General features: G+C 65.6%; 21 protein-coding genes. 17 read left to right on the top strand and 4 right to left on the bottom strand.

Features of this window, described 5'->3' with window-relative positions:
• The first annotated feature begins 186 nt into the window (after positions 1–186).
• The 8 genes from WMC41_RS19885 (at position 187) to ispG (ending at position 9,812) form a co-directional block, all read left to right on the top strand.
• On the top strand, positions 187–3,246 hold the full coding sequence (locus WMC41_RS19885; RefSeq protein WP_432345901.1) for a helicase-related protein: 3,060 nt from the start codon (positions 187–189) through the stop codon (positions 3,244–3,246).
• 4 nt (positions 3,247–3,250) lie between these two features.
• Complete coding sequence (locus WMC41_RS19890; protein ID WP_272807049.1) at positions 3,251–3,670, top strand: RNA-binding S4 domain-containing protein; 420 nt, start codon at positions 3,251–3,253, stop codon at positions 3,668–3,670.
• 192 nt (positions 3,671–3,862) lie between these two features.
• Positions 3,863–4,201, top strand: coding sequence for a ferredoxin FdxA (fdxA, locus tag WMC41_RS19895; RefSeq protein WP_425314253.1), 339 nt, complete (start codon positions 3,863–3,865; stop codon positions 4,199–4,201).
• A 369-nt stretch (positions 4,202–4,570) separates the two neighbouring features.
• Positions 4,571–5,140: a CarD family transcriptional regulator gene (locus tag WMC41_RS19900; protein WP_119257839.1), complete on the top strand. Its 570-nt coding sequence runs from the start codon at positions 4,571–4,573 to the stop codon at positions 5,138–5,140.
• 263 nt (positions 5,141–5,403) lie between these two features.
• A complete protein-coding gene (locus WMC41_RS19905) occupies positions 5,404–6,264 on the top strand; it encodes an RNA polymerase factor sigma-32 (RefSeq protein WP_244769187.1) in 861 nt (286 codons plus the stop codon).
• 156 nt (positions 6,265–6,420) lie between these two features.
• Positions 6,421–7,194, top strand: a complete 774-nt coding sequence (locus WMC41_RS19910) for a DeoR/GlpR family DNA-binding transcription regulator (protein WP_432345904.1) — start codon at positions 6,421–6,423, stop codon at positions 7,192–7,194.
• A gap of 33 nt (positions 7,195–7,227) precedes the next feature.
• On the top strand, positions 7,228–8,421 hold the full coding sequence (locus WMC41_RS19915) for an MFS transporter (RefSeq protein ID WP_432345906.1): 1,194 nt from the start codon (positions 7,228–7,230) through the stop codon (positions 8,419–8,421).
• Between the two features lie 137 nt (positions 8,422–8,558).
• Positions 8,559–9,812: a flavodoxin-dependent (E)-4-hydroxy-3-methylbut-2-enyl-diphosphate synthase gene (gene ispG, locus WMC41_RS19920; RefSeq protein WP_244769184.1), complete on the top strand. Its 1,254-nt coding sequence runs from the start codon at positions 8,559–8,561 to the stop codon at positions 9,810–9,812.
• A gap of 72 nt (positions 9,813–9,884) precedes the next feature.
• On the opposite strand, the gene hisC is transcribed toward ispG, so the two are convergent.
• Both hisC and WMC41_RS19930 read right to left on the bottom strand, forming a co-directional pair.
• Entirely contained in the window at positions 9,885–10,940 is a 1,056-nt protein-coding gene (hisC, locus tag WMC41_RS19925) for a histidinol-phosphate transaminase (RefSeq protein ID WP_244769183.1), read from the bottom strand.
• Between the two features lie 4 nt (positions 10,941–10,944).
• The gene (locus tag WMC41_RS19930; RefSeq protein WP_244769182.1) at positions 10,945–11,862 is read right to left on the bottom strand and encodes a polyprenyl synthetase family protein; all 918 of its coding nucleotides are present in this window, start codon (positions 11,860–11,862) and stop codon (positions 10,945–10,947) included.
• A gap of 135 nt (positions 11,863–11,997) precedes the next feature.
• Between WMC41_RS19930 and mtgA the strand changes: the two genes are divergently transcribed.
• The 4 genes from mtgA to WMC41_RS19950 all read left to right on the top strand — a co-directional run bounded on the left by mtgA (position 11,998) and on the right by WMC41_RS19950 (position 14,554).
• On the top strand, positions 11,998–12,753 hold the full coding sequence (gene mtgA, locus WMC41_RS19935) for a monofunctional biosynthetic peptidoglycan transglycosylase (protein WP_398431242.1): 756 nt from the start codon (positions 11,998–12,000) through the stop codon (positions 12,751–12,753).
• Between the two features lie 76 nt (positions 12,754–12,829).
• Positions 12,830–13,477 (top strand): glutathione S-transferase family protein, encoded by a 648-nt coding sequence (locus tag WMC41_RS19940; RefSeq protein ID WP_244769180.1) that lies wholly within the window; start codon positions 12,830–12,832, stop codon positions 13,475–13,477.
• 147 nt (positions 13,478–13,624) lie between these two features.
• The gene (rpmF, locus tag WMC41_RS19945) at positions 13,625–13,810 is read left to right on the top strand and encodes a 50S ribosomal protein L32 (RefSeq protein ID WP_064331868.1); all 186 of its coding nucleotides are present in this window, start codon (positions 13,625–13,627) and stop codon (positions 13,808–13,810) included.
• Positions 13,811–14,146: 336 nt separating this feature from the next.
• Positions 14,147–14,554: a hypothetical protein gene (locus WMC41_RS19950; protein WP_064331869.1), complete on the top strand. Its 408-nt coding sequence runs from the start codon at positions 14,147–14,149 to the stop codon at positions 14,552–14,554.
• 33 nt (positions 14,555–14,587) lie between these two features.
• Here the strand turns inward: WMC41_RS19950 and phaR are convergent, their stop codons facing one another.
• On the bottom strand, positions 14,588–15,166 hold the full coding sequence (gene phaR, locus WMC41_RS19955) for a polyhydroxyalkanoate synthesis repressor PhaR (protein ID WP_244769179.1): 579 nt from the start codon (positions 15,164–15,166) through the stop codon (positions 14,588–14,590).
• Between the two features lie 291 nt (positions 15,167–15,457).
• Here phaR and WMC41_RS19960 point away from each other — a divergent pair, with 291 nt between their 5' ends.
• From WMC41_RS19960 to WMC41_RS19980, 5 genes are all read left to right on the top strand, one after another.
• Positions 15,458–16,639, top strand: coding sequence for an acetyl-CoA C-acetyltransferase (locus WMC41_RS19960; RefSeq protein WP_244769178.1), 1,182 nt, complete (start codon positions 15,458–15,460; stop codon positions 16,637–16,639).
• An 87-nt stretch (positions 16,640–16,726) separates the two neighbouring features.
• Positions 16,727–17,452 carry a beta-ketoacyl-ACP reductase gene (locus tag WMC41_RS19965; protein ID WP_244769177.1) on the top strand — a complete coding sequence of 242 codons (726 nt, stop codon included), beginning with the start codon at positions 16,727–16,729 and terminating at the stop codon, positions 17,450–17,452.
• Positions 17,453–17,530: 78 nt separating this feature from the next.
• Positions 17,531–17,839: a 4a-hydroxytetrahydrobiopterin dehydratase gene (locus WMC41_RS19970; RefSeq protein ID WP_244769176.1), complete on the top strand. Its 309-nt coding sequence runs from the start codon at positions 17,531–17,533 to the stop codon at positions 17,837–17,839.
• Positions 17,840–17,911: 72 nt separating this feature from the next.
• Entirely contained in the window at positions 17,912–18,301 is a 390-nt protein-coding gene (locus WMC41_RS19975) for a YkvA family protein (RefSeq protein ID WP_432345911.1), read from the top strand.
• Positions 18,302–18,718: 417 nt separating this feature from the next.
• On the top strand, positions 18,719–19,222 hold the full coding sequence (locus WMC41_RS19980) for an invasion associated locus B family protein (protein WP_064331875.1): 504 nt from the start codon (positions 18,719–18,721) through the stop codon (positions 19,220–19,222).
• 63 nt (positions 19,223–19,285) lie between these two features.
• Here the strand turns inward: WMC41_RS19980 and WMC41_RS19985 are convergent, their stop codons facing one another.
• Entirely contained in the window at positions 19,286–20,674 is a 1,389-nt protein-coding gene (locus WMC41_RS19985) for an MFS transporter (RefSeq protein ID WP_432345913.1), read from the bottom strand.
• Positions 20,675–20,771: the final 97 nt, after the last annotated feature.

Here is a 20,771-nt window from a genome sequence, read left to right on the forward strand (position 1 = left end):
CATCCCATGTCAGCGATTCGTCTCCGATTTGTTCGCAGACTGTTCCAGGCGCCGTTCAATGCTGGAGAAAAGCGGCGCTTTTCGCCTTGCCCCTTGCCATTGTCCGCCTCGATGGGCATCTGTTGCCTGCCGGATGCGTCCGGCGAGAGTTGAAACCTGCCGGGGCGTGACTTGTCGCAAGCACCCATGATCTTGAGCGGCCGCGGGGTCACCGCGGTGCTCGGCCCGACCAATACGGGCAAGACCCACTACGCAATCGAACGCATGGTGGCACATGAGACGGGCATCATCGGCCTGCCTCTGCGCCTCTTGGCGCGCGAGGTCTATACGCGCCTCGTCGACAGGGTCGGCCAGCACAATGTGGCGCTCGTCACCGGCGAGGAGAAGATCACGCCGCACATGGCGCGCTATTCGGTCTGCACGGTGGAGGCGATGCCGCGCGAGACGCGCGCCTCCTTCGTCGCGATCGACGAGGTGCAGCTTGCCGGCGATCTCGAACGCGGCCACATTTTCACCGACCGGGTGCTGCATCTGCGCGGCCGCGACGAGACGCTGCTGCTTGGCGCCGCCACCATGAAGCCGATCCTCGAACAGTTGCTGCCGGGCCTCAACGTCGTCGAGCGCCCGCGGCTTTCCCAGCTCTTCTATTCCGGCTCCAAGAAGATCACCCGCCTGCCCCAGCGCACGGCTATCGTCGCCTTCTCGGCCGACGAGGTCTACGCGATCGCCGAACTGATCCGCCGCCAGCGGGGCGGGGCGGCGGTGGTGCTCGGCGCACTTAGCCCCCGCACCCGCAACGCTCAGGTCGCGCTCTACCAGGAGGGCGACGTCGAATATCTCGTCGCAACCGATGCGATCGGCATGGGCCTCAACCTCGACGTCGACCATGTCGCCTTCGCCCAGGACCGCAAGTTCGACGGCTACCAGTTCCGCAACCTCAATCCCGCCGAGCTCGCCCAGATCGCCGGCCGCGCCGGCCGGCACCTGCGCGACGGCACCTTCGGCGTGACGGGCCGCGTCGATCCCTTCGACGACGAGCTGGTCAAGCGCATCGAGACGCACCAGTTCGACCCGGTGCGCGTCCTGCAATGGCGCACGCCCCGCTTCGACTATTCGTCTCTTGCAAACCTGCGCAAGTCGCTCGATGCGCCGCCGCCGATAGGCGGGCTGACGCGGGCGCTGCCGGCCGTCGACCAGCAGGCGCTGGAGCACCTGTCACGCTACCCTGACGTCCGTGATCTCGCGACGACGCCGGAACGTGTCGAAAAGCTCTGGGAGGCCTGCGCGCTTCCCGACTACCGCCGCATCACCCCCGCCCAGCACGCCGACCTCATCTCGACGCTCTATGCGGACCTCATAAAACGCGGCACGGTTAACGAAGACTTCATGGCCGACCAGGTGCGCCGCGCCGATAGAACCGATGGCGAGATCGACACGCTTTCGGCACGAATCGCACAGATAAGGACATGGACCTATGTGTCGAATCGGCCCGGATGGCTTGCCGATCCGACACACTGGCAGGAAAAGACGCGGGAAATCGAAGACCGATTGTCCGATGCGCTACATGAACGGTTGACGAAACGCTTTGTTGATCGCAGGACATCTGTGCTCATGAAGCGCCTGAGAGAGAATGCGATGCTGGAAGCTGAAATCAGTGTGAATGGCGATGTCTTCGTAGAGGGACATCATGTCGGGCAGTTGGCCGGTTTCCGGTTTACGCTGGCCTCCGGAACGGAAGGTCCCGATGCGAAGGCCGTGCAGGCGGCTGCGCAGAAGGCGCTCGCGCTGGAGTTCGAAGCCCGCGCCGCACGCCTGCACGCCGCCGGCAACAGCGATCTCGCGCTCGGCTCCGACGGCACCGTACGCTGGCTCGGCGATCCCGTCGCGCGCCTGGCGGCAAGCGACCACGTCATGCGCCCGCGCGTCATCCTGCTCTCCGACGAGCAGCTGACCGGCAATGCGCGCGACCACGTCGCCGCCCGCATCGAGCGTTTCGTGAACCATCACATCGCGACCGTGCTGAAGCCGCTCGACGACCTTTCGCGCGCCGAAGACCTGCAGGGCCTCGCCAAGGGCCTCGCCTTCCAGCTCGTCGAAAACCTCGGCGTGCTCTTCCGCCGCGACGTGGCGGAGGACGTGAAGTCGCTCGACCAGGAAGCCCGCGCCTCGATCCGCAAGCACGGCATCCGCTTCGGCGCCTACCACATCTTCATGCCCGCGCTCCTGAAGCCGGCCCCGGCCGAGCTCATCACCCTGCTCTGGGCGCTGAAGAACGACGGCCTCGACAAGCCGGGTTACGGCGACCTCATCCCGGTGCTCGCCGCCGGCCGCACCTCCGTCGTCACCGATCCGAGCTTCGAGCGCGCCTTCTACAAGCTCGCCGGCTTCCGCTTCCTCGGCAAGCGGGCCGTGCGCATCGACATCCTGGAGCGCCTTGCCGACCTCATCCGCCCGCTGCTGCAGTGGAAGCCGGGCACGCCGCGCCCCGAGGGCGCCTATGACGGCCGCCGCTTCATGGCGACGACCGCCATGCTCTCCATCCTCGGCGCGACGCCGGACGACATGGAAGAGATCCTCAAGGGTCTCGGCTACCGTGCCGACAGCGTGAAGGCCGAGGAGGTCGCCGCCCATCTTGCCGCCGCGACCCCGGCTCCGGCCGATGCCGCCGCCGCAGCGCCCGCCGAAGCAAATACGGAAGTGTCCGACGAACACGACGCCGATGCGGCGGAGGGCGAAACCGAGGCCCCGGCCGTCGCCGCAGAGGCATCGGCCGCCCCGGCCGAAGCCCCGGCCACCGAGACCGCCGAAACCGCGGAAGCACCGGCAGCGGCGGAAGCCGCCGCCGAAGGCGAGCCGGCCGAAGCCAAGCCGGTGCTGCTCTGGCGTCCGGGCTCGCGCCATGACAACCAGCGCCAGGGCCACCGCCACGGCGGGGAACGGCAGGGCGATCGCCAGGGCCAGGGGGCGCGTCGTGGCGGCGAGCGCCATCGTGGCCAGCCGGCCGGGGAGCGCGGCGAGCGGCGCGACGGCGGCCGCGGCCGTCCGGACCAGGCCAAGGGCCGCGACGGAAAGCCGCAGGGCGGCAATCGCCCCGATCGCAATGAGCATCGCCCCGATCGCAACGATCGCGGCGGCAAGCCGCAGCAGGCGAAATTCGAGGCCCGGCCGCCCCGCAAGGAAAAGCCGATCGACCCGGATTCGCCCTTCGCCAAGCTTGCGGCGCTCAAGGAGCAGCTGAAGAAGTAAGCCGATGGCGCGCGACGAGGAACAGCCGGCAGGTCAGGCGCGACAGCGCATCGACAAATGGCTGTTCTTCGCGCGGCTGCGCAAGTCGCGCTCGCTGGCGGCGAAATCCGTGGAAGCGGGCGATGTCAGCGTCAACGGCCAGAACATCCGCCAGCCATCGCATATGGTGCGCCCCGGCGATGTCGTGGTGCTCTCGCTCGACCGGCACGACATGGTGGTGAAGGTGCTGCAGGCCGGCGAACGCCGCGGGCCCTACGAGGAAGCCCGCCTTCTCTACAGCGACATGACGCCGCCCCCGCCGCCGCGCGAGGAGCGCTCGCTCTTCGAGCAGGCGACACGCGAGCGCGGCGCCGGCCGGCCCACCAAGCGGGAACGCCGCGAAACCGACCGCCTGCACGGTTTTCCCGGCGACGACGAGGATTAGAATTCTATACCTCGCATGCGCCCGGCAGCGCATGTATTACGCTTGCAAACCGCCCGCAAAGCCTTTACCTCAGCCACCGGACGGCCCTCGATGCGCGCGGCCTCTCCTGTCCGGCAAGCCGGTCGCGTAACGGGTTCTGTGGTGACGGACGGCCTCGTCCGCGCCCGCCTTATGACGTTTCTGGAGTTCCTCATGACGTATGTCGTGACCGACAACTGCATTCGCTGCAAGTACACGGACTGTGTGGAAGTGTGCCCCGTCGACTGTTTCTACGAGGGGGAGAATTTCCTCGTCATCCACCCCGACGAATGCATCGATTGCGGTGTCTGCGAACCGGAATGTCCCGCCGAGGCGATCAAGCCGGATACCGAGCCGGGCCTCGACAAGTGGCTGCAGATCAATGCGGAATTCGCATCCGTCTGGCCGAACATCACGGTCAAGCGGGACGCGATGCCGGAAGCGAAGGAAATGGACGGCGAGGAAGGCAAGTACGAGAAGTACTTCTCTCCCAATCCGGGCCAGGGCGATTGATCGCCGCGCAGGGCGGCAACCGAAGCTGGGGAAAAAGACCTGCTCCCGCCAAAAGGCGATGGGACAGGCTTGATGACCCATGCGAAGCAAATTATTGATTTCGGCACTTTTTTGTGGTAGGGTCCCGATACTGATCCACATCGCGGCATTTTGCGTGCCCGAACACCACCACGAAAGCAAACGATCCCTCAACGCCGCTCACCTCCCATAGGCAGCCCCGGTTGCTCAAATGTGAACGCGTCGCAGTGGACCTTTTTGCGCATGGCGGACGGACCAGAGTGGTGACACCGCAACGGTGCCCCCCGTCTTTCCCGGGTCCCCGGACCCACCCGGCCATGCCGGGAGCGTAACAGGGAGTATTTGAACAGAATGACGACCCAGCAGAAGAAATCTTCCACGCGCCAGGGCTTCAAGACCGGTGAATCGATCGTCTATCCCGCTCACGGCGTCGGCCAGATCGTCGCCATCGAGGAGCAGGAAGTCGCCGGCATGAAGCTTGAGCTTTTTGTCATCGATTTCGAAAAGGACAAGATGCGTCTCAAGGTGCCGGTTGCCAAGGCCGTTTCGATCGGCATGCGCAAACTGTCGGAGACCGATTTCGTCGACCGCGCGCTGAAGGTTGTCCAGGGCAAGGCCCGCGTGAAGCGTACCATGTGGTCGCGCCGCGCGCAGGAATATGATGCCAAGATCAATTCGGGCGACCTGATCTCGATCGCCGAAGTGGTCCGCGACCTCTACCGTGCGGAAAACCAGCCGGAACAGTCCTATTCCGAGCGCCAGCTCTACGAAGCCGCGCTCGACCGCATGGCCCGGGAAATCGCCGCCGTCAACAAGATGTCGGAAACCGAGGCCGTCCGCCTCGTCGAGACGAACCTTGCCAAGGGCCCCAAGCGCGGCAAGGCGATCGAAGAGGACGACTCGCAGGACGAAGCCGCCTGATCTAGGGCAGCGCTTCCGATTTTAAAGCCCGGCTGGCAACAGCCGGGTTTTTTATTGGAACTTTTCCGGCGGCAGGCCGTTTGGCGATCGAGGACGATCCGGCTTCGGGCGGCCGGCGGGGTGGCTTGGTCACTTTATTTTCTCGAAAACCGTTTTCGAGTGATCCGTTGGTCTTTCCGAAACGTCATCGTCAAGCAGGGCGCAAGGCCAGGAGCAGGAATGGGCCTGCTTGCGCCGGTTCGGTTTACGTGGAGAGACCCGCCATGGCTACGACGACCGCAGACCGCCGCATGATCAAGCTCGCAATGTCCGCGCCCTATCTCGAACGGGACGAGGAGCAGGCGCTGGCCCAGGCCTGGAAGAACAACAAGGACCAGGAAGCCCGCAACCGCATCGCCATGGCCCATATGCGGCTGGTGGTCTCGATGGCCGGAAAGTTCAGGAACTTCGGCCTTCCGCTCGGTGATCTCGTGCAGGAGGGCTATATCGGTCTCTTGGAAGCCGCCGCCCGTTTCGAGCCGGAACGGCAGGTGCGCTTTTCCACCTATGCCAGCTGGTGGATCCGCGCCTCGATCCAGGACTACGTGCTGCGCAACTGGTCGATCGTGCGCGGCGGCACCAGTTCGGCGCAGAAGGCGCTCTTCTTCAACCTCAGGCGCCTGCGCGCCCGGCTTGCCCGCGGCGACATCCATCTGACCGCCGAGGCGATGCACCAGGAGATCGCGGCCGCGCTCGGCGTCAGTACCGCCGACGTGCGCACCATGGATGCCCGTCTTTCCTCCTCCGATGTCTCGCTTCAGGCGCCGATCTCCTCCGCCGAGGGTGAGGGCTCGAACCGGCTCGACTTTCTCACCAGCGACGCCCCCCTTCCCGACGAACAGGCGGAAGGCAGCATCGACGGCGAACGCCGCCATCACTGGCTGCATGCCGCGCTCGGCCAGCTCAACGAACGCGAGATGAAGATCATCCGTGCCCGGCGGCTGGCGGAAAACGGTGCGACGCTCGAGGAACTCGGCGCCGTGCTCGGCATTTCCAAGGAGCGTGTACGCCAGATCGAGAATCGCGCGCTGGAGAAGCTGCGCGCCGTGCTGGTCAGCAAGACCACGGATTTCGCCTACGCCTGACGGCAAGGCTGACCTCAGGGTCCCGGGACGGCCACGGGACCCACGCTGCAAGATCGCGCCGTTTCGCCCGGCAATCAAACGTGATCATCCCCGTTCATTGACGTTCCTGCCGATTCATGCGCATTGCTACGCAATCGTGCATGTTTGGATTCGACGATGTCGGGACAAGACCTTCTTCTGCTCGGGGAACGGCAAGACCTGATCCGCGCGCGGCTCGACCTTTCGGGGCGGGTGATCGCGGCGGAACTGGCACAGGAGCTCGGCGTGTCGGAAGACACGATCCGGCGGGACCTGCGTGAAATGGCGGCCTCCGGCCTCTGCCGCCGGGTCTATGGCGGGGCCCTGCGCATGACGCACGCTTCCACCACGATGAACGAGCGCATGGCGATTGCCGGCGCGCGCAAGGCGGCGCTCGCCCGCGCGGCCGCCGGGCTCATCCCTGCCGGCACCACCGTCTTCCTCGATGCCGGCAGCACCAATGTCGCGCTCGCCCGCGCCTTGCCGACGGCCTCCGGCCTCACCGTCGCCACCAACGGGCCGGCCATCGCCGCGGCGCTTCTCGAGCGCGACATCGCGACGATCCAGCTCGGCGGGCTGATCGATGCGCGCTCGGGCGCGGCGATCGGCGCCAAGGCGATGCGCGATGCGGAGGCCCTTCGGCCTGACATCCTGGTGCTCGGCGTCTGCGGCATCGATCCGGAGGCCGGCGTCACCGCCGACAGTTTCGAGGAGGCGGAATTCAAACGCTTCGTCGCCTCGCGCAGCCGGACGGTGATCGTCATCGTCACCAACGACAAGCTTTTCACCGCAGCCCCCTATTCGGTCGCCCCCCTTGCCCGCGTGGCAAGCGCCGTGATCGAAGCGGATGCGGGCGAGGCCGAGGCGGCAGCGCTCGCCGCCGCCGGCATCGACATCCTGCAGGCCGGATAGGCGCCCCTCCCAGAATCCTGAAACGGACCTCCCATGACGACGCCCGAAAATGCCATCAAAGGCACCGCCTTCGCGAGAACCCATTTTCCCCCGACACGGCTGGCCGTCTCCGGCCTTTTCCTGCTGAACGGCACCTTCGCCGGCGCCTGGGCGCCGAAAATCCCGGAGTTCGCCAGCCGCCTGTCGCTCTCCGAATCCGGCCTCGGCCTGATGATCATGTGCTTCGGCATCGGCTCGCTCGTGCTGATGCCGATCGCCGGCATCCTGATCGCCCATTACGGCACGACGCGCACGGTCAAGGGCGCTGCGGTCCTCTTCCTGTCCACCCTCATCCTGCTTTCCCTTGCTCCGACCGTCCTGCTCGGCGCGCTCGCCATCTTCCTCTTCGGCGGCCTGATGGGCGCGATGGACGTGGCGATGAACGGCAATGCGGTCGAGGTCGAAAAAACCATGCGGCGGGCGATCATGTCGTCCTGCCACGCCTTCTGGAGCCTCGGCGCCTTCATCGGCGCCACGACCGGCGGTTTCCTGATCGAGACGCTCGGCGTGACGGGCCATGCGGCGCTGCTCACCGCGCTCGGCGCCGTCGCGCTCGGCCTTGCCTGGCCCTTCGTGCTGCACGACGCGCCGCACCCGAACGAGGAGCGCCAGAAGGTGCGCCTGCCGATGACGCTCCTGCCCTGGCTGATCGGCCTCATGGCGCTGTTCTCCATGGTGCCGGAAGGCGCGATCCTCGACTGGGGCGCGCTCTACATGCGCGACGAGCTCGGCGCCTCGCTGGCAGTCTCCGGCTTCGCCTTCGGTGCCTTCTCGCTCACCATGGCCGCCATGCGCTTTGCCGGCGACCATGTGCGCGACCGTCTCGGCGCGGTGAAGACGCTGCGGTTCTGCACCGTCATGGCGATGATCGGCATGGTGGTATCGGGCATGGCGCCGAATGCCTATGTGGCGGTCCTCGGCTTCGCCATCTGCGGCATCGGCATTTCCAACATGGTGCCGATCGCCTTTTCCGCCGCCGGCAACCTGCCGGGCTTCGCGCAGGGCGTGGCGCTCTCCGTCGCGACGGTCATGGGCTATTCGGGCTCGCTCTTCGCACCCTCCGTCATCGGCTTCATCGCCGAGCATACGGGCTTCTCCATCATCTTCGCCCTGCTGCCGGTGCTCTTCGTCGTCGTGCTGCTGCTCTCGCACCATGCCGTGCATGCGGACGTGCGCGAACGGCCTTGAGCGCGCAACGCGCGGCGATCAAATCGTCGCGCGTTCCGGCCCCGGCGGTTGACAAGCCCCGTTTCCTGATCCACCTGAGGGCAAAGGCTGCACGAGCGATGCCGCGTGCGGCCGGTTTTCGAGCAAGAGGCTCCAGAATGTCCTTCTCCTTCGACTTTGAACCGAAGCCGCGGCGCCGGTCCGTCGGCGTCGATGTCGGCGGCGTGCTTGTCGGCGGCGGTGCGCCGGTCGTCGTGCAGTCGATGACCAATACGGATACGGCCGATATCGACGGGACGGTGGCGCAGGTCGCCGCCCTCCACCGCGCCGGCTCGGAGATCGTGCGCATCACGGTCGACCGCGACGAGAGCGCGGCGGCGGTGCCGAAGATCCGCGAACGCCTCCTGCGTCTCGGCATGGACGTGCCGCTCGTCGGCGACTTCCACTATATCGGCCACAAGCTGCTCGCCGACCATCCGGCCTGCGCCGAGGCGCTGGCGAAATACCGCATCAATCCCGGCAATGTCGGCTTCAAGGACAAGAAGGACAGGCAGTTCGCCGCCATCGTCGAGACGGCGATCCGCCACGACAAGCCGGTGCGCATCGGTGTCAACTGGGGCTCGCTCGACCAGGAGCTCCTGACCCGGCTGATGGACGAGAACCAGGACAAGGGCTTTCCGCTTACCGCCCAGCAGGTGATGCGCGAGGCGATCTGCCAGTCGGCGCTGCTGTCCGCCGAGCTTGCCGAGGAGATCGGCCTGCCGCGCGACCACATCATCCTCTCGGCGAAGGTCTCCAACGTGCAGGACCTCATCGCCGTCTATGCGATGCTCTCGGCACGCTCCGACCATGCACTGCATCTCGGCCTGACGGAAGCCGGCATGGGCACGAAGGGCGTCGTCGCCTCCTCCGCCTCGCTCGGCATCCTCATGCAGCAAGGCATCGGCGACACGATCCGCATCTCGCTGACCCCGGAGCCCGGTGGCGACCGCACCCGCGAGGTGCAGGTGGCGCAGGAACTGCTGCAGGTCATGGGCTTCCGCCAGTTCATACCCGTCGTCGCCGCCTGTCCGGGCTGCGGGCGCACCACCTCCACGGTCTTCCAGGAACTCGCCCAGAAGATCCAGGACGACATCCGCAAGAACATGCCGGTCTGGCGGGAAAAATATCCCGGCGTCGAGGGATTGAAGGTCGCGGTCATGGGCTGCATCGTCAACGGCCCGGGCGAGAGCAAGCATGCCGATATCGGCATCTCGCTGCCCGGCACCGGCGAATTGCCGATCGCTCCCGTCTATGTCGACGGCAAGAAGGCCCTGACGCTGCGCGGCACCAACATCGCCGGTGAATTCGAGACGCTCGTCAACGACTATATCGAGAAGCGCTACGGCCAGGGCCAGGCGGCCGCCGAGTAGGCGGCGGTCCTGGAGGATTTGTCGCATTTCCAGGAAAACCGGTATCCGCTTTTCCTGGAAGTGCTCCAAACCTCAGACGATCTCCTCGACAGCCGCGATCAGCCGGTCGCATTCCTCGGGCGTGCCGATGGTGATGCGCAGGAAATCGGAGATGCGCGGCTTGGCGAAATGGCGCACCAGCACGGCGCGCTCGCGCAGGCCCCTCGCCAGCGCCTCGCCGCTCACGGCCGGATGGCGGGCGAAGACGAAATTCGCCTGCGAGGGCAGCACCTCGAAGCCGCGCTGACGGAGCGCGCCTGTGACGCGCTCGCGCGTGTCGATGACCTTGCCCCGCATCTCGTCGAACCATTCGCGATCGTCGATGGCGGCCGCGGCGCCGGCCTGCGCGATGCGGTCGAGCGGATAGGAGTTGAAACTGTCCTTCACGCGCTCCAGCGCGTCGATCAGCGGGCGCTGGCCGATGGCATAGCCGACGCGCAGGCCCGCCAGCGAGCGGGACTTCGACAGCGTGTGCACGACCAGCAGGTTGTCGTATTTCCTGGTCAGCGGGATCGCGCTTTCACCGCCGAAGTCGATATAGGCCTCGTCGACCACCACCGGCTGGTCCGGGTGTGCGGCAACCAGCGCCTCGATGGCGGCAAGCGGCAGGCCGATGCCGGTGGGGGCGTTCGGATTCGGCAGGATGATGGCGCCGCAGGGCCGATCGTAGTCAGCAAGATCGATGGTGAAGTCGTCCTTCAGCGCAATCTCCTCCGCCTGAATGCCGAAGAGCCGGCAATAGGTCGGGTAGAAGCTGTAGGTGATATCAGGATAGACGAGCGGCTTGTCGTGCTTGAGGAGCGCGACGAAGGCGTGCGCCAAGACTTCGTCCGAACCGTTTCCGACAAAGACCTCATCCACGTCCACGCCGTGGAAACGGGCGATCGACTGGCGCAGCGCCAGCGCGCTCGGATCCGGATAGAGCTTCAGGCTGTCGGCGACGGCGGCCTGCATGGCGGCGATCGCCTTCGGCGACGGGCCGTAGGGGTTTTCGTTGGTGTTGAGCTTGATGAGGTTTTGAATGCGCGGCTGTTCGCCAGCGACATAGGGCTTGAGCGTGGCGACGATCGGCGACCAGAATTTGCTCATGACGTCAATTCCTGCGATTGGCAATGAAATGGGCGGTTTCGATCAGGATGCCGGCGCGATGGCTGAACGGCGCAAGAAGCGCCTCGGCCTCCGCCACGAGTTCCCGAAGACGGTTTTCCGCCCAGGCCTGGCCGCGCCGGGCGACGAGCGTCGCCTTGCCGCGATCGGCATCCTTGCCGGTCGCCTTGCCCATGGTCGCGGCATCGGCGGTGAGGTCGAGCAGGTCGTCGGCGATCTGGAAGGCAAGGCCGACCGTCTCCCCGTAGCGGCGCAGCGTCTGCCGGTCCCCCGCCGAGGCCCCCGCGACGATGGCGCCGGCCTCGCAGGCGAAGCGCAGGAGCGCGCCGGTCTTCATCTTCTGCAGCGTCACGATGCCCGCCTCGTCCGGCGCATCGGTCTCTGCCGCAAGGTCGAGCGCCTGGCCGCCGGCCATGCCGCCGATGCCGGCGGCGCGGGCGAGCGCCAGCACCAGCGCCGTCTTGGTGGCATCGGGCAGACGCGTTTCGGGCGCCGCAACGATATCGAAGGCCAGCGTCAGCAGGCTGTCGCCGGCAAGGATCGCCGCCGCCTCGTCGAAGGCGATATGCACGGTCGGCTGGCCGCGGCGCAGGTCGTCGTCGTCCATGGCCGGCAGGTCGTCATGCACGAGCGAATAGCAGTGGATGCATTCGAGCGCGGCGCCGACGCGCAGCGCCGCCGTGCGCTCCACGCCCGGAAAGAGCGCGGCGGATTCGATGACGAGGAAGGGCCGCAGCCGCTTGCCGCCGTTGAGCACGCCGTGGCGCATGGCGGCGAGCAGCCGTTCGGGGCGGGCGATCTCGTCCGCCGAGACGCTGCCCGACAGCAGCGTTGCCAGCAGTGCCTCCACCGCCTCGGCATTGCCCTTCAGCAGGGACTGGAATTCCTGGTAACGTTCGCTCATGGCCGCTCTTTGGCATGGGCTCCGGGCCGAAGCAACGGCCATGCCCGGGCTGCTTCAAAGAATCGCGCCGCAGACTGGTTTTTGGCGAGCCGTGACGGTATGAAGGCGCAACGACGGAAGGACGGACGCCGGCTCTTGGACATCGTACCGGAAACACGCACAGATTCGGTCAACACGGAGGCAGAAGCCGGTGAAAGGGACGGTTGGATGAGCCGGCTTCGCCGGAACTGGCGACGCCTCGTGCTTGTCGTCCTGGCCATCGTCGCGCTGCCCTATGTGCTGATCCTGCTCTACACGATCGAATTCGTGCGCCCGGTTTCCACGCTGATGCTGCGCGATCTCGCCCTCCTGCGCGGCTACGACCGGCAATGGGTGGCGTTCGACGAGATCTCGCCCAACCTGGTGCAGGCGGTCATGATGTCCGAGGACGGCCAGTTCTGCCGCCATGGCGGGGTCGACTGGGGCGAGATGCGCGCCGTCGTCAACGAGGCGCTGGCCGGCGAGCAGACGCGCGGCGCCAGCACGATCCCGATGCAGACGGCCAAGAACCTGTTCCTCTGGAACGGCCGCTCCTTCGTGCGCAAGGCGATGGAACTGCCGCTCGCCGTCGCGGCGGATTTCGTCTGGAGCAAGCGGCGGCTGATGGAGATCTACCTCAACATCGCCGAATGGGGCCCCGGCATCTACGGCATCGAGGCCGCCGCGCAGCACCATTTCAAGGTACCGGCCGCCAAGCTCTCGCGCCGGCAGGCCGCCCTTCTCGCCGTTTCCCTGCCCAACCCCTACGAGCGCAATGCCGGAAAGCCGGGACGCGGCCTGCAGCGCCTCGCCCGCCTGATCGAGCGGCGCGCCAGCCGCTCGGGCGAATATATCAAGTGCCTTTATGAGTGAGTTCAGGCCTTTTCATTGGTGCCGGCCCCGGTGAAGGCCTAGGGTCTCCGCCGTATCAAGAGCGCGCGGGAGCACCATGTCGGACCTCATCCTCTATATCGGCAACAAGAACTATTCCTCCTGGTCCTTCCGGCCCTGGATCGCCATGACGGCGGCCGGCGTGCCGTTCACCGACAAGGTCATCCCCTTCGACTTTCCCGCCGGCAACCCGGAATTCAGCAAGATCTCGCCGACGGGGAAGGTGCCGGTGCTGCATCACGGCGCGGTGCGGGTGTGGGAATCGCTCGCGATCATCGAATATGTCGCCGAGCTCTTTCCCGATGCCGGGATCTGGCCGAAGGACGGCGCGGCACGGGCCGAGGCGCGGGCAATCTCGATGGAGATGCTCTCCGGCTTCCGGGCGCTGCGCAATGCCTGCCCGATGAACATCCGCCGCAAGCCGGGCGAAATCGACCTGCCGGACGGCGTGACGGATGACGTCGCCCGCATCGAGACGATCTGGAAGACGGCGCTCGCGCGCTCCGGCGGGCCGTTCCTGTTCGGCGCCTTTTCCGCAGCCGATGCGATGTATGCGCCGGTCGTCAACCGGTTCGAGGCCTATTGCTTGACCCGCGACGAAACCGTATTGGCCTATATGGCGCGCATGAAGGCGCATCGGGCCTGGCAGACGTGGCAGGCGGCGGCGCTGGCCGAGCCGTGGATCGTGCCCGAGGACGAGGCGTGACCGGCGGAATCGAAAAAAACCGCCCGGGGACTGGTCAAGCGGGATTTTGCTGTGTATAAGCCGCCCCAATTTCCGAGATAAAGACATGTCCCTGTCGCCCATCCGGTGGCCCGTGGATGTGTTTGCCCGATAAGTGGAGTTAGTGAAATGGCTGTACCGAAAAGAAAAACGAGCCCGTCCAAGCGCGGTATGCGCCGTTCCGCAGACGCTCTGAAGGGTTCGACCTACATCGAAGACAAGAACTCGGGCGAACTGCGCCGTCCGCACCATATCGACCTGAAGACCGGCATGTACCGCGGTCGCCAGGTTCTGACGCCGAAGGAAAACGCATAAGCGTTTTCGGCATCAGCTGATATCAGGGGCCGGCTTGCCGGCCCTTTTCTTTTGGGCCATCCGCCCCCCCCGAATGCCTGTCGTCGCGGCGGCGACATTTTCTTGCGCCGATTCGTGGGCTAAGAGAGAAACGGGGCCGCTCGTGCGAAGACGGTCGTTGGAGCATTTCCGCTTTTCTTCGAATCGTAAAAACGCTCTATCTGTTTGTTTTACGCAATTCCGGATGCAAGACCGCTTCGCACTTTTGCTGGAATTGCCCTGGATTCTTGTTTTCCGCATTATCCGGCGCCGAAGCGACTTCGCTTCGGCTGGAAATGCTCTAGGAGACCGCCGCCCATGCTTCTGGCCATACCGCTGCTGATCATCCCGTTCGCCCTCTACAACCTCGCCATGACCGGCCTTTTCGGCGACGGCGGCGTCGCCGTGCTCGACAGCGAGGTGATGGCGGTCAACATGTTGTCCGGCACGACCTGGACCATGGCCTTCGGCGACCTCCTTATCCTCATCGCGCTCGTGCTGCTCTTCGTGGAGATCCTGAAGGCCACGCGCCCGGGCTCGCGCGCGCTGCTCGATCACATGCTCTCGATGGTGCTGTTCGTGGTGTTCCTCGTCGAGTTCCTGCTGGTGCAGGGCGCGGCGACGCAGATCTTCTTCATCCTGATGACGATCACCTTCATCGATGTCATCGCGGGTTTTGCCGTGTCGATCCGCACGGCGAGCCGGGATCTTTCGATCGGGCTGTGACGGGCGCGGGGCAGGCCCGCGCCGGCCGTGTCGTCAGCTCAAGCTGTCGAGCTTCGTCTGGAGCGCGCGCAATTGCTCCTTCAATTCGTCGAGGTCCTTGGCGTCCGCCTTGCGGGTCTCCTTCGGCGGCGCAGCATTGGCGAAGGGCGAGAACATCTTCATCGCCTGCTGGAACAGCTCCGTATTGCGCCGCGTCGTCTCCTCGATCAGCGCCATCGGCACCTGCAGGTTCTTGCCGAGCGGCGTATCGCCGAAGGTCTTGTTGATCTGCTCGCGCATCTGCGACTGCTGCTCGGTGAAGGCCTGCATGGAGTGTTCGAGATAGCTCGGCACCACCATCTGCATCTGGTCGCCGTAATAGGAGATCAGCTGGCGGAGGAACGAGATGGGCAAAAGCGTGTTGCCGGTCTTCGATTCCTGCTCGAAAATGATCTGCGTCAGCACCGAATGGGTGATGTCCTCGCCGGATTTGGCGTCCTGCACGGTGAAATCCTCGCCCTTCTTCACCATGACCGCGAGATCGTCCAGCGTCACATAGGTGCTGGTGCCCGTATTGTAGAGCCGCCGGTTCGCATATTTCTTGATGACGATCTGACCGTCGTTCCTGGCCATTAGGGTCTCCTCATCCCCGTATTTCCATTTCTTTTTTGGTCCTGACGAGTATCGGCAAAAAGACGCGCGCTGACAATCGAATTGTGCGATGCGGCGAGCAATGCTGCGCAACATGGATTTTCATGCTGCACGCCGCGCCGATGAAATTTTAGCGGCATCGGATATCCCGTTTGACTCTCCTCCTCCGCTTTGCCAGTTTTGATTTCGGGAGAACCGCCGGGCTCGCGCCGTTCGTGCGCCGGGCCTGGTTCCAAGGCCGGCCGCAAGGTCGTCAGAACTGAGGAAGCACACATGAGCACCCCATCCATCGTCATCGCCAGCGCCGGCCGCACCGCGGTCGGTTCCTTCAACGGAGCTTTCGCCAACACGCCCGCCCACGAGCTCGGGGCGGCGGTCATTTCGGCGGTTCTGGAGCGCGCGGGCGTTGCGGCGGGCGAGGTGAACGAGGTGATCCTCGGCCAGGTCCTGCCGGCCGGCGAAGGCCAGAACCCGGCCCGCCAGGCCGCCATGAAGGCCGGCGTCCCGCAGGAGGCGACCGCCTGGGGCATGAACCAGCTCTGCGGCTCGGGCCTGCGCGCCGTGGCGCTCGGCATGCAGCAGATCGCCACGGGCGATGCCGGCATCATCGTCGCCGGAGGCATGGAATCCATGTCCATGGCACCGCATTGCGCGCACCTGCGCGGCGGCGTGAAGATGGGCGATTTCAAGATGATCGACACGATGATCAAGGACGGCCTGACCGACGCCTTCTACGGCTACCACATGGGCATCACCGCCGAGAACGTCGCCAAGCAGTGGCAGCTTTCGCGCGACGAGCAGGATGCCTTCGCCGTTTCCTCGCAGAACAAGGCCGAAGCCGCCCAGAAGGAAGGCCGCTTCAAGGACGAGATCGTTCCCTTCATCGTCAAGGGCCGCAAGGGCGACGTCACGGTCGACGCCGACGAATATATCCGCCATGGCGCCACGCTCGATTCGATGGCCAAGCTGCGGCCCGCCTTCGACAAGGAAGGCACCGTGACGGCGGCCAATGCCTCCGGCATCAATGATGGCGCGGCCGCCGCCCTCCTGATGAGCGAGGCGGAAGCCTCCCGCCGCGGCATCCAGCCGCTCGCCCGCATCGTCTCCTGGGCGACCGCCGGCGTCGATCCGAAGATCATGGGCACCGGCCCGATCCCGGCCTCCCGCAAGGCGCTCGAGCGCGCCGGCTGGAAGATCGGCGACCTCGACCTCGTGGAAGCCAACGAGGCCTTCGCCGCCCAGGCCTGCGCCGTCAACAAGGATCTCGGCTGGGATCCGTCGATCGTCAACGTCAACGGCGGCGCCATCGCCATCGGTCACCCGATCGGTGCCTCCGGCGCCCGCATCCTCAACACGCTCCTCTTCGAGATGAAGCGCCGCGGCGCCTCGAAGGGCCTCGCCACTCTCTGCATCGGCGGCGGCATGGGCGTGGCGATGTGCGTTGAGAGCATGTAAGCAAAAGCTTACAAGCTACTTTGCCAGGACCCGCCGCCGGCGGGGCGACGGGTCGACTCGAAAAACAGTTTCAGGGGAGTGAGCCACATGAGCAGGGTAGCATTGGTAACGGGCGGATCGCGAGGCATCGGCGCGGCCATTTCGGTGGCGCTGAAGGCCGCCGGATACAAGGTGGCCGCGAACTATGCCGGCAATGACGACGCCGCGAACGCCTTCAAGGCGGAGACCGGCATCCCGGTCTACAAATGGGACGTTTCGAGCTACGAATCCTGCGTCGAGGGGATCGGCAAGGTGGAGGCCGATCTCGGACCGGTGGACATCCTCGTCAACAATGCGGGCATCACCCGCGACGCGATGTTCCACAAGATGACGCCGGACCAGTGGGGCGCGGTGATCAACACCAACCTCACCGGCCTCTTCAACATGACCCATCCGGTGTGGTCCGGCATGCGCGACCGCAGCTTCGGCCGCGTCATCAACATCTCCTCGATCAACGGCCAGAAGGGCCAGATGGGCCAGGCGAACTATTCCGCCGCCAAGGCCGGCGACCTCGGCTTCACCAAGGCGCTCGCCCAGGAAGGCGCCGCCAAGGGCATCACGGTCAACGCCATCTGCCCGGGCTACATCGGCACCGAGATGGTGCGCGCCATCCCGGAAAAGGTGCTGAACGAGCGGATCATCCCGCAGATCCCGGTCGGCCGCCTCGGCGAGCCGGACGAGATCGCCCGCATCGTCGTCTTCCTCGCCTCGGACGATGCCGGCTTCATCACCGGCTCGACCATCTCGGCCAACGGCGGCCAGTTCTTCGTCTGACCGCCTTTCATCACAAACGGAACACGGCGCCTTCGGGCGCCGTTTTCCATGGTAGGATCGACCGGAAAGGAGCGCGCCATGAAACAGGAAAAGTTGAGCGAAGAGGCGATTTCCGCGGCGATCGCGGCCCTTGACGGCTGGACCCGCTCGGATGACGGCATCGCCATCGAGAAGAAATTCAAGTTCAAGACCTTCCGCGAAGCCTTCGGCTTCATGACCGAGGGCGCGCTGGCGGCGGAAAAATTCAACCATCATCCCGAATGGTTCAACGTCTACAACCGCGTCGAGGTGCGCCTCACGAACCACGATGCGGGCGGCCTCACCGAGCTCGACGTCAAGCTGGCGACGGCAATGGACAACGCGGCGGCCGCGCGCACGAAGAGTTGAAGACCTGTGAAGCCGTTCCCATATCATTCCCGCCGGGTTTTTTCCGGCATCGCCACCTGAAGGAGGCCGTGCATGGATGATGTGAAGATCGGCGAGATTCTTCTGCCGGGAGACGAGGACGAGCAGGAGCGTCAGGAGAACCGCGTGAAGAAACGGTTCTGGCCGGTCCTCAAGCGCGCGATGCGGCAGGTGCCGTTCTCCCGCGACCTCGTCGCCGCCTACTATTGCGCGCTGGATTCCCGCACGCCCACCAAGGTGCGCGGCATCCTGCTCGCCGCCCTCGCCTATTTCGTATTGCCGCTCGACGGCATTCCGGATTTATTCGCCCTTGTCGGCTTTTCCGATGACATCGCCGTGCTGACCGCCGCCTTCGCCGCCATCCGCGGGCATATCCGCGAGGACCACTACGTGGCCGCCGACAAGGCGCTCGCGGACGAGCCGGATGTCCAACCGGCCGGCTGAGCCCGGCCGCCGCCCGTCCTGCACTCGACCCGCGGTGGCGAAGTCAAATTCTTGCCCTATTCCTTGTGCCTTAAATGGCTTCGACGGGTTCTATCTCACCAAATGGGGACTGGGCACGCTCGCCTTTCTCAGCGAATCCAGCAAACGTGCATAGCGGTTTTGCGCCCGGGATTGCGCCGACAGGAGCGGGAGCGTTTTCACGACCGGCGGAAGCGCTCCGGAAGGCAGCAGCGGAAACTTGACGCGAATTTGTCCCGGTGCGGCGCGGATGACCTTTGTAAAATGAGCGCATGTTGACGGTTTGGTAACCTGAATTAAGTCAAAATGAATCAAATCGTCATCATGCGTGGCCGACACCGGCATCGAGGGCACCGCCTTCGGCCGGGCAATCACTGGCAAGACAACCGGCAGGAAAACATGTTCGTAAGAAAGCTCGCAACCGCACTCGCCCTCGTCGTCGTGACCGCAGGCGTTGCCTCGGCCCAGACGCCGACGCGCATTCAGCAGTTCAATGCCTGGGGTGCCTATTCCTACCAGGCGAAAGGCGGCAAGGTCTGCTACGTGCTGTCGGTGCCGAAGGAGAAGAACCCGGCCGGCGTCGACCATGGCGACGTCTTCTTCCTCGTCTCCCAGCGCCCGGGCCAGAACATCAGCTACGAGCCGCAGGCGATGATGGGCTATCCGCTGCAGGAGGCCTCCAAGGTCAACGTCGTCATCGACGGGCGCACCTTCGTGATGTTCACCAAGGGCAATTCGGCCTGGGTGGAGAACGCCGCAGAAGAGCCGGCCTTGGTCGCGGCCATGAAGGGCGGCAGGGACATGCAGGTCCAGGCGAAATCCCGCCGCGGCACGGGCACGTCCTACTCCTATTCGCTGTCGGGCATTTCGGCGGCGCTGAAGCAGATCGAAAGCTGCCGCTGATTTCCCTGCGGGCAGAAACGGAAAGGGCCGGCGTTCGCGCCGGCCCTTTCGTTTGCGGAATGCTCAGGCCTTGCTTTGCGCAAGAAGGATGAGGGCCGCAAGGACAAGCGCCGCCGCCACCGCGAAGGTTATGTGCATGCCTGTGGCGATCGCCGCGGGGTCCGCGCGCGTCACCGCCTTCGTGCCGACGGCGAGCGTGAAGATCGCGCCCATCAGGGAGGCGCCGGTGATGAGGCCGAGATTGCGCGACAGGACGAGCAGGCCGGACGTGACGCCACGCTCCCCGGCGCCGACGCCGCCCATGACGGCCGCATTGTTGGCAGCCTGGAAAAGCTGGTAGCCCGGCGTCAGCACGGCGATGGCCATGACATAGCCGGCAAGGCCGAAGAGCGCGGACAGAACGGACAGCCCGAGCGCCCCCGCGACCATTACGGCAAGCCCGCCCAATGCCATGCGCCGGGCGCCGAACCGGTCGACGAGGCGTCCTGCGACAACGCCGCTTGCCGTGGAGACGAAGGGCCCGACCGCCAGCACGAAGCCGACGCCGGCCGGGCCTAACCCCAGCGCGCCGGCAAGATAGAACGGCCCGACGACGAGCGTCGCCATCATCACCGTGGCGACCAGTCCATTGGCGGCAAGGCTTGCGCGAAACCCGGCGCGGTGGAATGCGGCGGGCCGGATCAGCGGCACCGCCGCCCGCTGCTGCCGCAGGATGAAGAGAGCCATGCCCACCGCAGAAGCGGCAAGGAAGACGGCATTGACCGGCCCGAAGGCGCTCGTCCCCATGGTCATCGCCAGCGCATAGGCCGTGAGCGTTGCGGCGAGCAGGCCGGCGCCCGGAAAATCGAAGCGGGCGACCGCCGCGCTGGCGCGATCGGCGGGCAGGAAGCGCCAGGCCAGTGCCAGCGCGGCAAGGCCGAAGGGGACGGCGACGAGGAAAATCGCCGGCCAGCCGAAGCCGGCGATCAGCAAACCGCCGAGCGAGGGGCCGAGAGCAGTGCCGATAGCAGACATGGTGCCGATGAGGCCCATGCCGCTACCGATCCGCTCCCGTGGCACGGTCTCGCTGACGAAGGCCATGGCGAGCGCCATCATCGCCGCCGCCCCCAGCCCCTGCAGGGCCCGGGCGGCGATCATGAGCGGCAGCGTCGGAGCCAGACCCGCCAGCGCCGACGCGGCGGTGAACAGTGCAAGCCCGGCCAGAAGCAGCCGGCGACGACCGAAAAGGTCGCCGAGGCGGCCGAGGCCGACGACCAGCACCGTGCTCGCCAGAAGATAGGCCAGTACCACCCACTGCACCTGCCCGAACGGCGCGGCAAAGGTTTCCGCAAGCGTCGGCAGGGCGACATTGGCGATGCTGGTGCCGAGCGAGGAGAGCAGGATGGCGAGCGACAGCCCGCAAAGCGCGCCGGTCGTGCGGCGTGTCGTCGTGATGGTCGGTGTATCCGCCATGGCGCTCTCCTGTCGTTGTCTCCTCCGACAGATAGATTCTCACCGGATAGGGCGGAAGGCGCATCGCCTGCACTTCATTCGTGCATCTGGCGCCATG

This window comes from Shinella yambaruensis, assembly GCF_050859155.1.
Taxonomy (GTDB): domain Bacteria; phylum Pseudomonadota; class Alphaproteobacteria; order Rhizobiales; family Rhizobiaceae; genus Shinella; species Shinella yambaruensis.

Bases quoted from the DNA above. Each gene is read 5' to 3' on its own strand.
- phaR (WP_244769179.1), bottom strand. From the start codon at position 15,166: ATGGCCAGGAACGACGGTCAGATCGTCATCAAGAAATATGCGAACCGG.
- hisC (WP_244769183.1), bottom strand. From the start codon at position 10,940: ATGAGCAAATTCTGGTCGCCGATCGTCGCCACGCTCAAGCCCTATGTC.
- WMC41_RS19965 (WP_244769177.1), top strand. From the start codon at position 16,727: ATGAGCAGGGTAGCATTGGTAACGGGCGGATCGCGAGGCATCGGCGCG.
- WMC41_RS19940 (WP_244769180.1), top strand. From the start codon at position 12,830: ATGTCGGACCTCATCCTCTATATCGGCAACAAGAACTATTCCTCCTGG.
- WMC41_RS19960 (WP_244769178.1), top strand. From the start codon at position 15,458: ATGAGCACCCCATCCATCGTCATCGCCAGCGCCGGCCGCACCGCGGTC.
- rpmF (WP_064331868.1), top strand. From the start codon at position 13,625: ATGGCTGTACCGAAAAGAAAAACGAGCCCGTCCAAGCGCGGTATGCGC.
- WMC41_RS19900 (WP_119257839.1), top strand. From the start codon at position 4,571: ATGACGACCCAGCAGAAGAAATCTTCCACGCGCCAGGGCTTCAAGACC.
- WMC41_RS19975 (WP_432345911.1), top strand. From the start codon at position 17,912: ATGGATGATGTGAAGATCGGCGAGATTCTTCTGCCGGGAGACGAGGAC.
- WMC41_RS19885 (WP_432345901.1), top strand. From the start codon at position 187: ATGATCTTGAGCGGCCGCGGGGTCACCGCGGTGCTCGGCCCGACCAAT.
- WMC41_RS19970 (WP_244769176.1), top strand. From the start codon at position 17,531: ATGAAACAGGAAAAGTTGAGCGAAGAGGCGATTTCCGCGGCGATCGCG.
- fdxA (WP_425314253.1), top strand. From the start codon at position 3,863: ATGACGTATGTCGTGACCGACAACTGCATTCGCTGCAAGTACACGGAC.
- WMC41_RS19915 (WP_432345906.1), top strand. From the start codon at position 7,228: ATGACGACGCCCGAAAATGCCATCAAAGGCACCGCCTTCGCGAGAACC.
- WMC41_RS19905 (WP_244769187.1), top strand. From the start codon at position 5,404: ATGGCTACGACGACCGCAGACCGCCGCATGATCAAGCTCGCAATGTCC.
- WMC41_RS19890 (WP_272807049.1), top strand. From the start codon at position 3,251: ATGGCGCGCGACGAGGAACAGCCGGCAGGTCAGGCGCGACAGCGCATC.
- WMC41_RS19980 (WP_064331875.1), top strand. From the start codon at position 18,719: ATGTTCGTAAGAAAGCTCGCAACCGCACTCGCCCTCGTCGTCGTGACC.
- ispG (WP_244769184.1), top strand. From the start codon at position 8,559: ATGTCCTTCTCCTTCGACTTTGAACCGAAGCCGCGGCGCCGGTCCGTC.
- WMC41_RS19985 (WP_432345913.1), bottom strand. From the start codon at position 20,674: ATGGCGGATACACCGACCATCACGACGACACGCCGCACGACCGGCGCG.
- WMC41_RS19910 (WP_432345904.1), top strand. From the start codon at position 6,421: ATGTCGGGACAAGACCTTCTTCTGCTCGGGGAACGGCAAGACCTGATC.
- WMC41_RS19930 (WP_244769182.1), bottom strand. From the start codon at position 11,862: ATGAGCGAACGTTACCAGGAATTCCAGTCCCTGCTGAAGGGCAATGCC.
- WMC41_RS19950 (WP_064331869.1), top strand. From the start codon at position 14,147: ATGCTTCTGGCCATACCGCTGCTGATCATCCCGTTCGCCCTCTACAAC.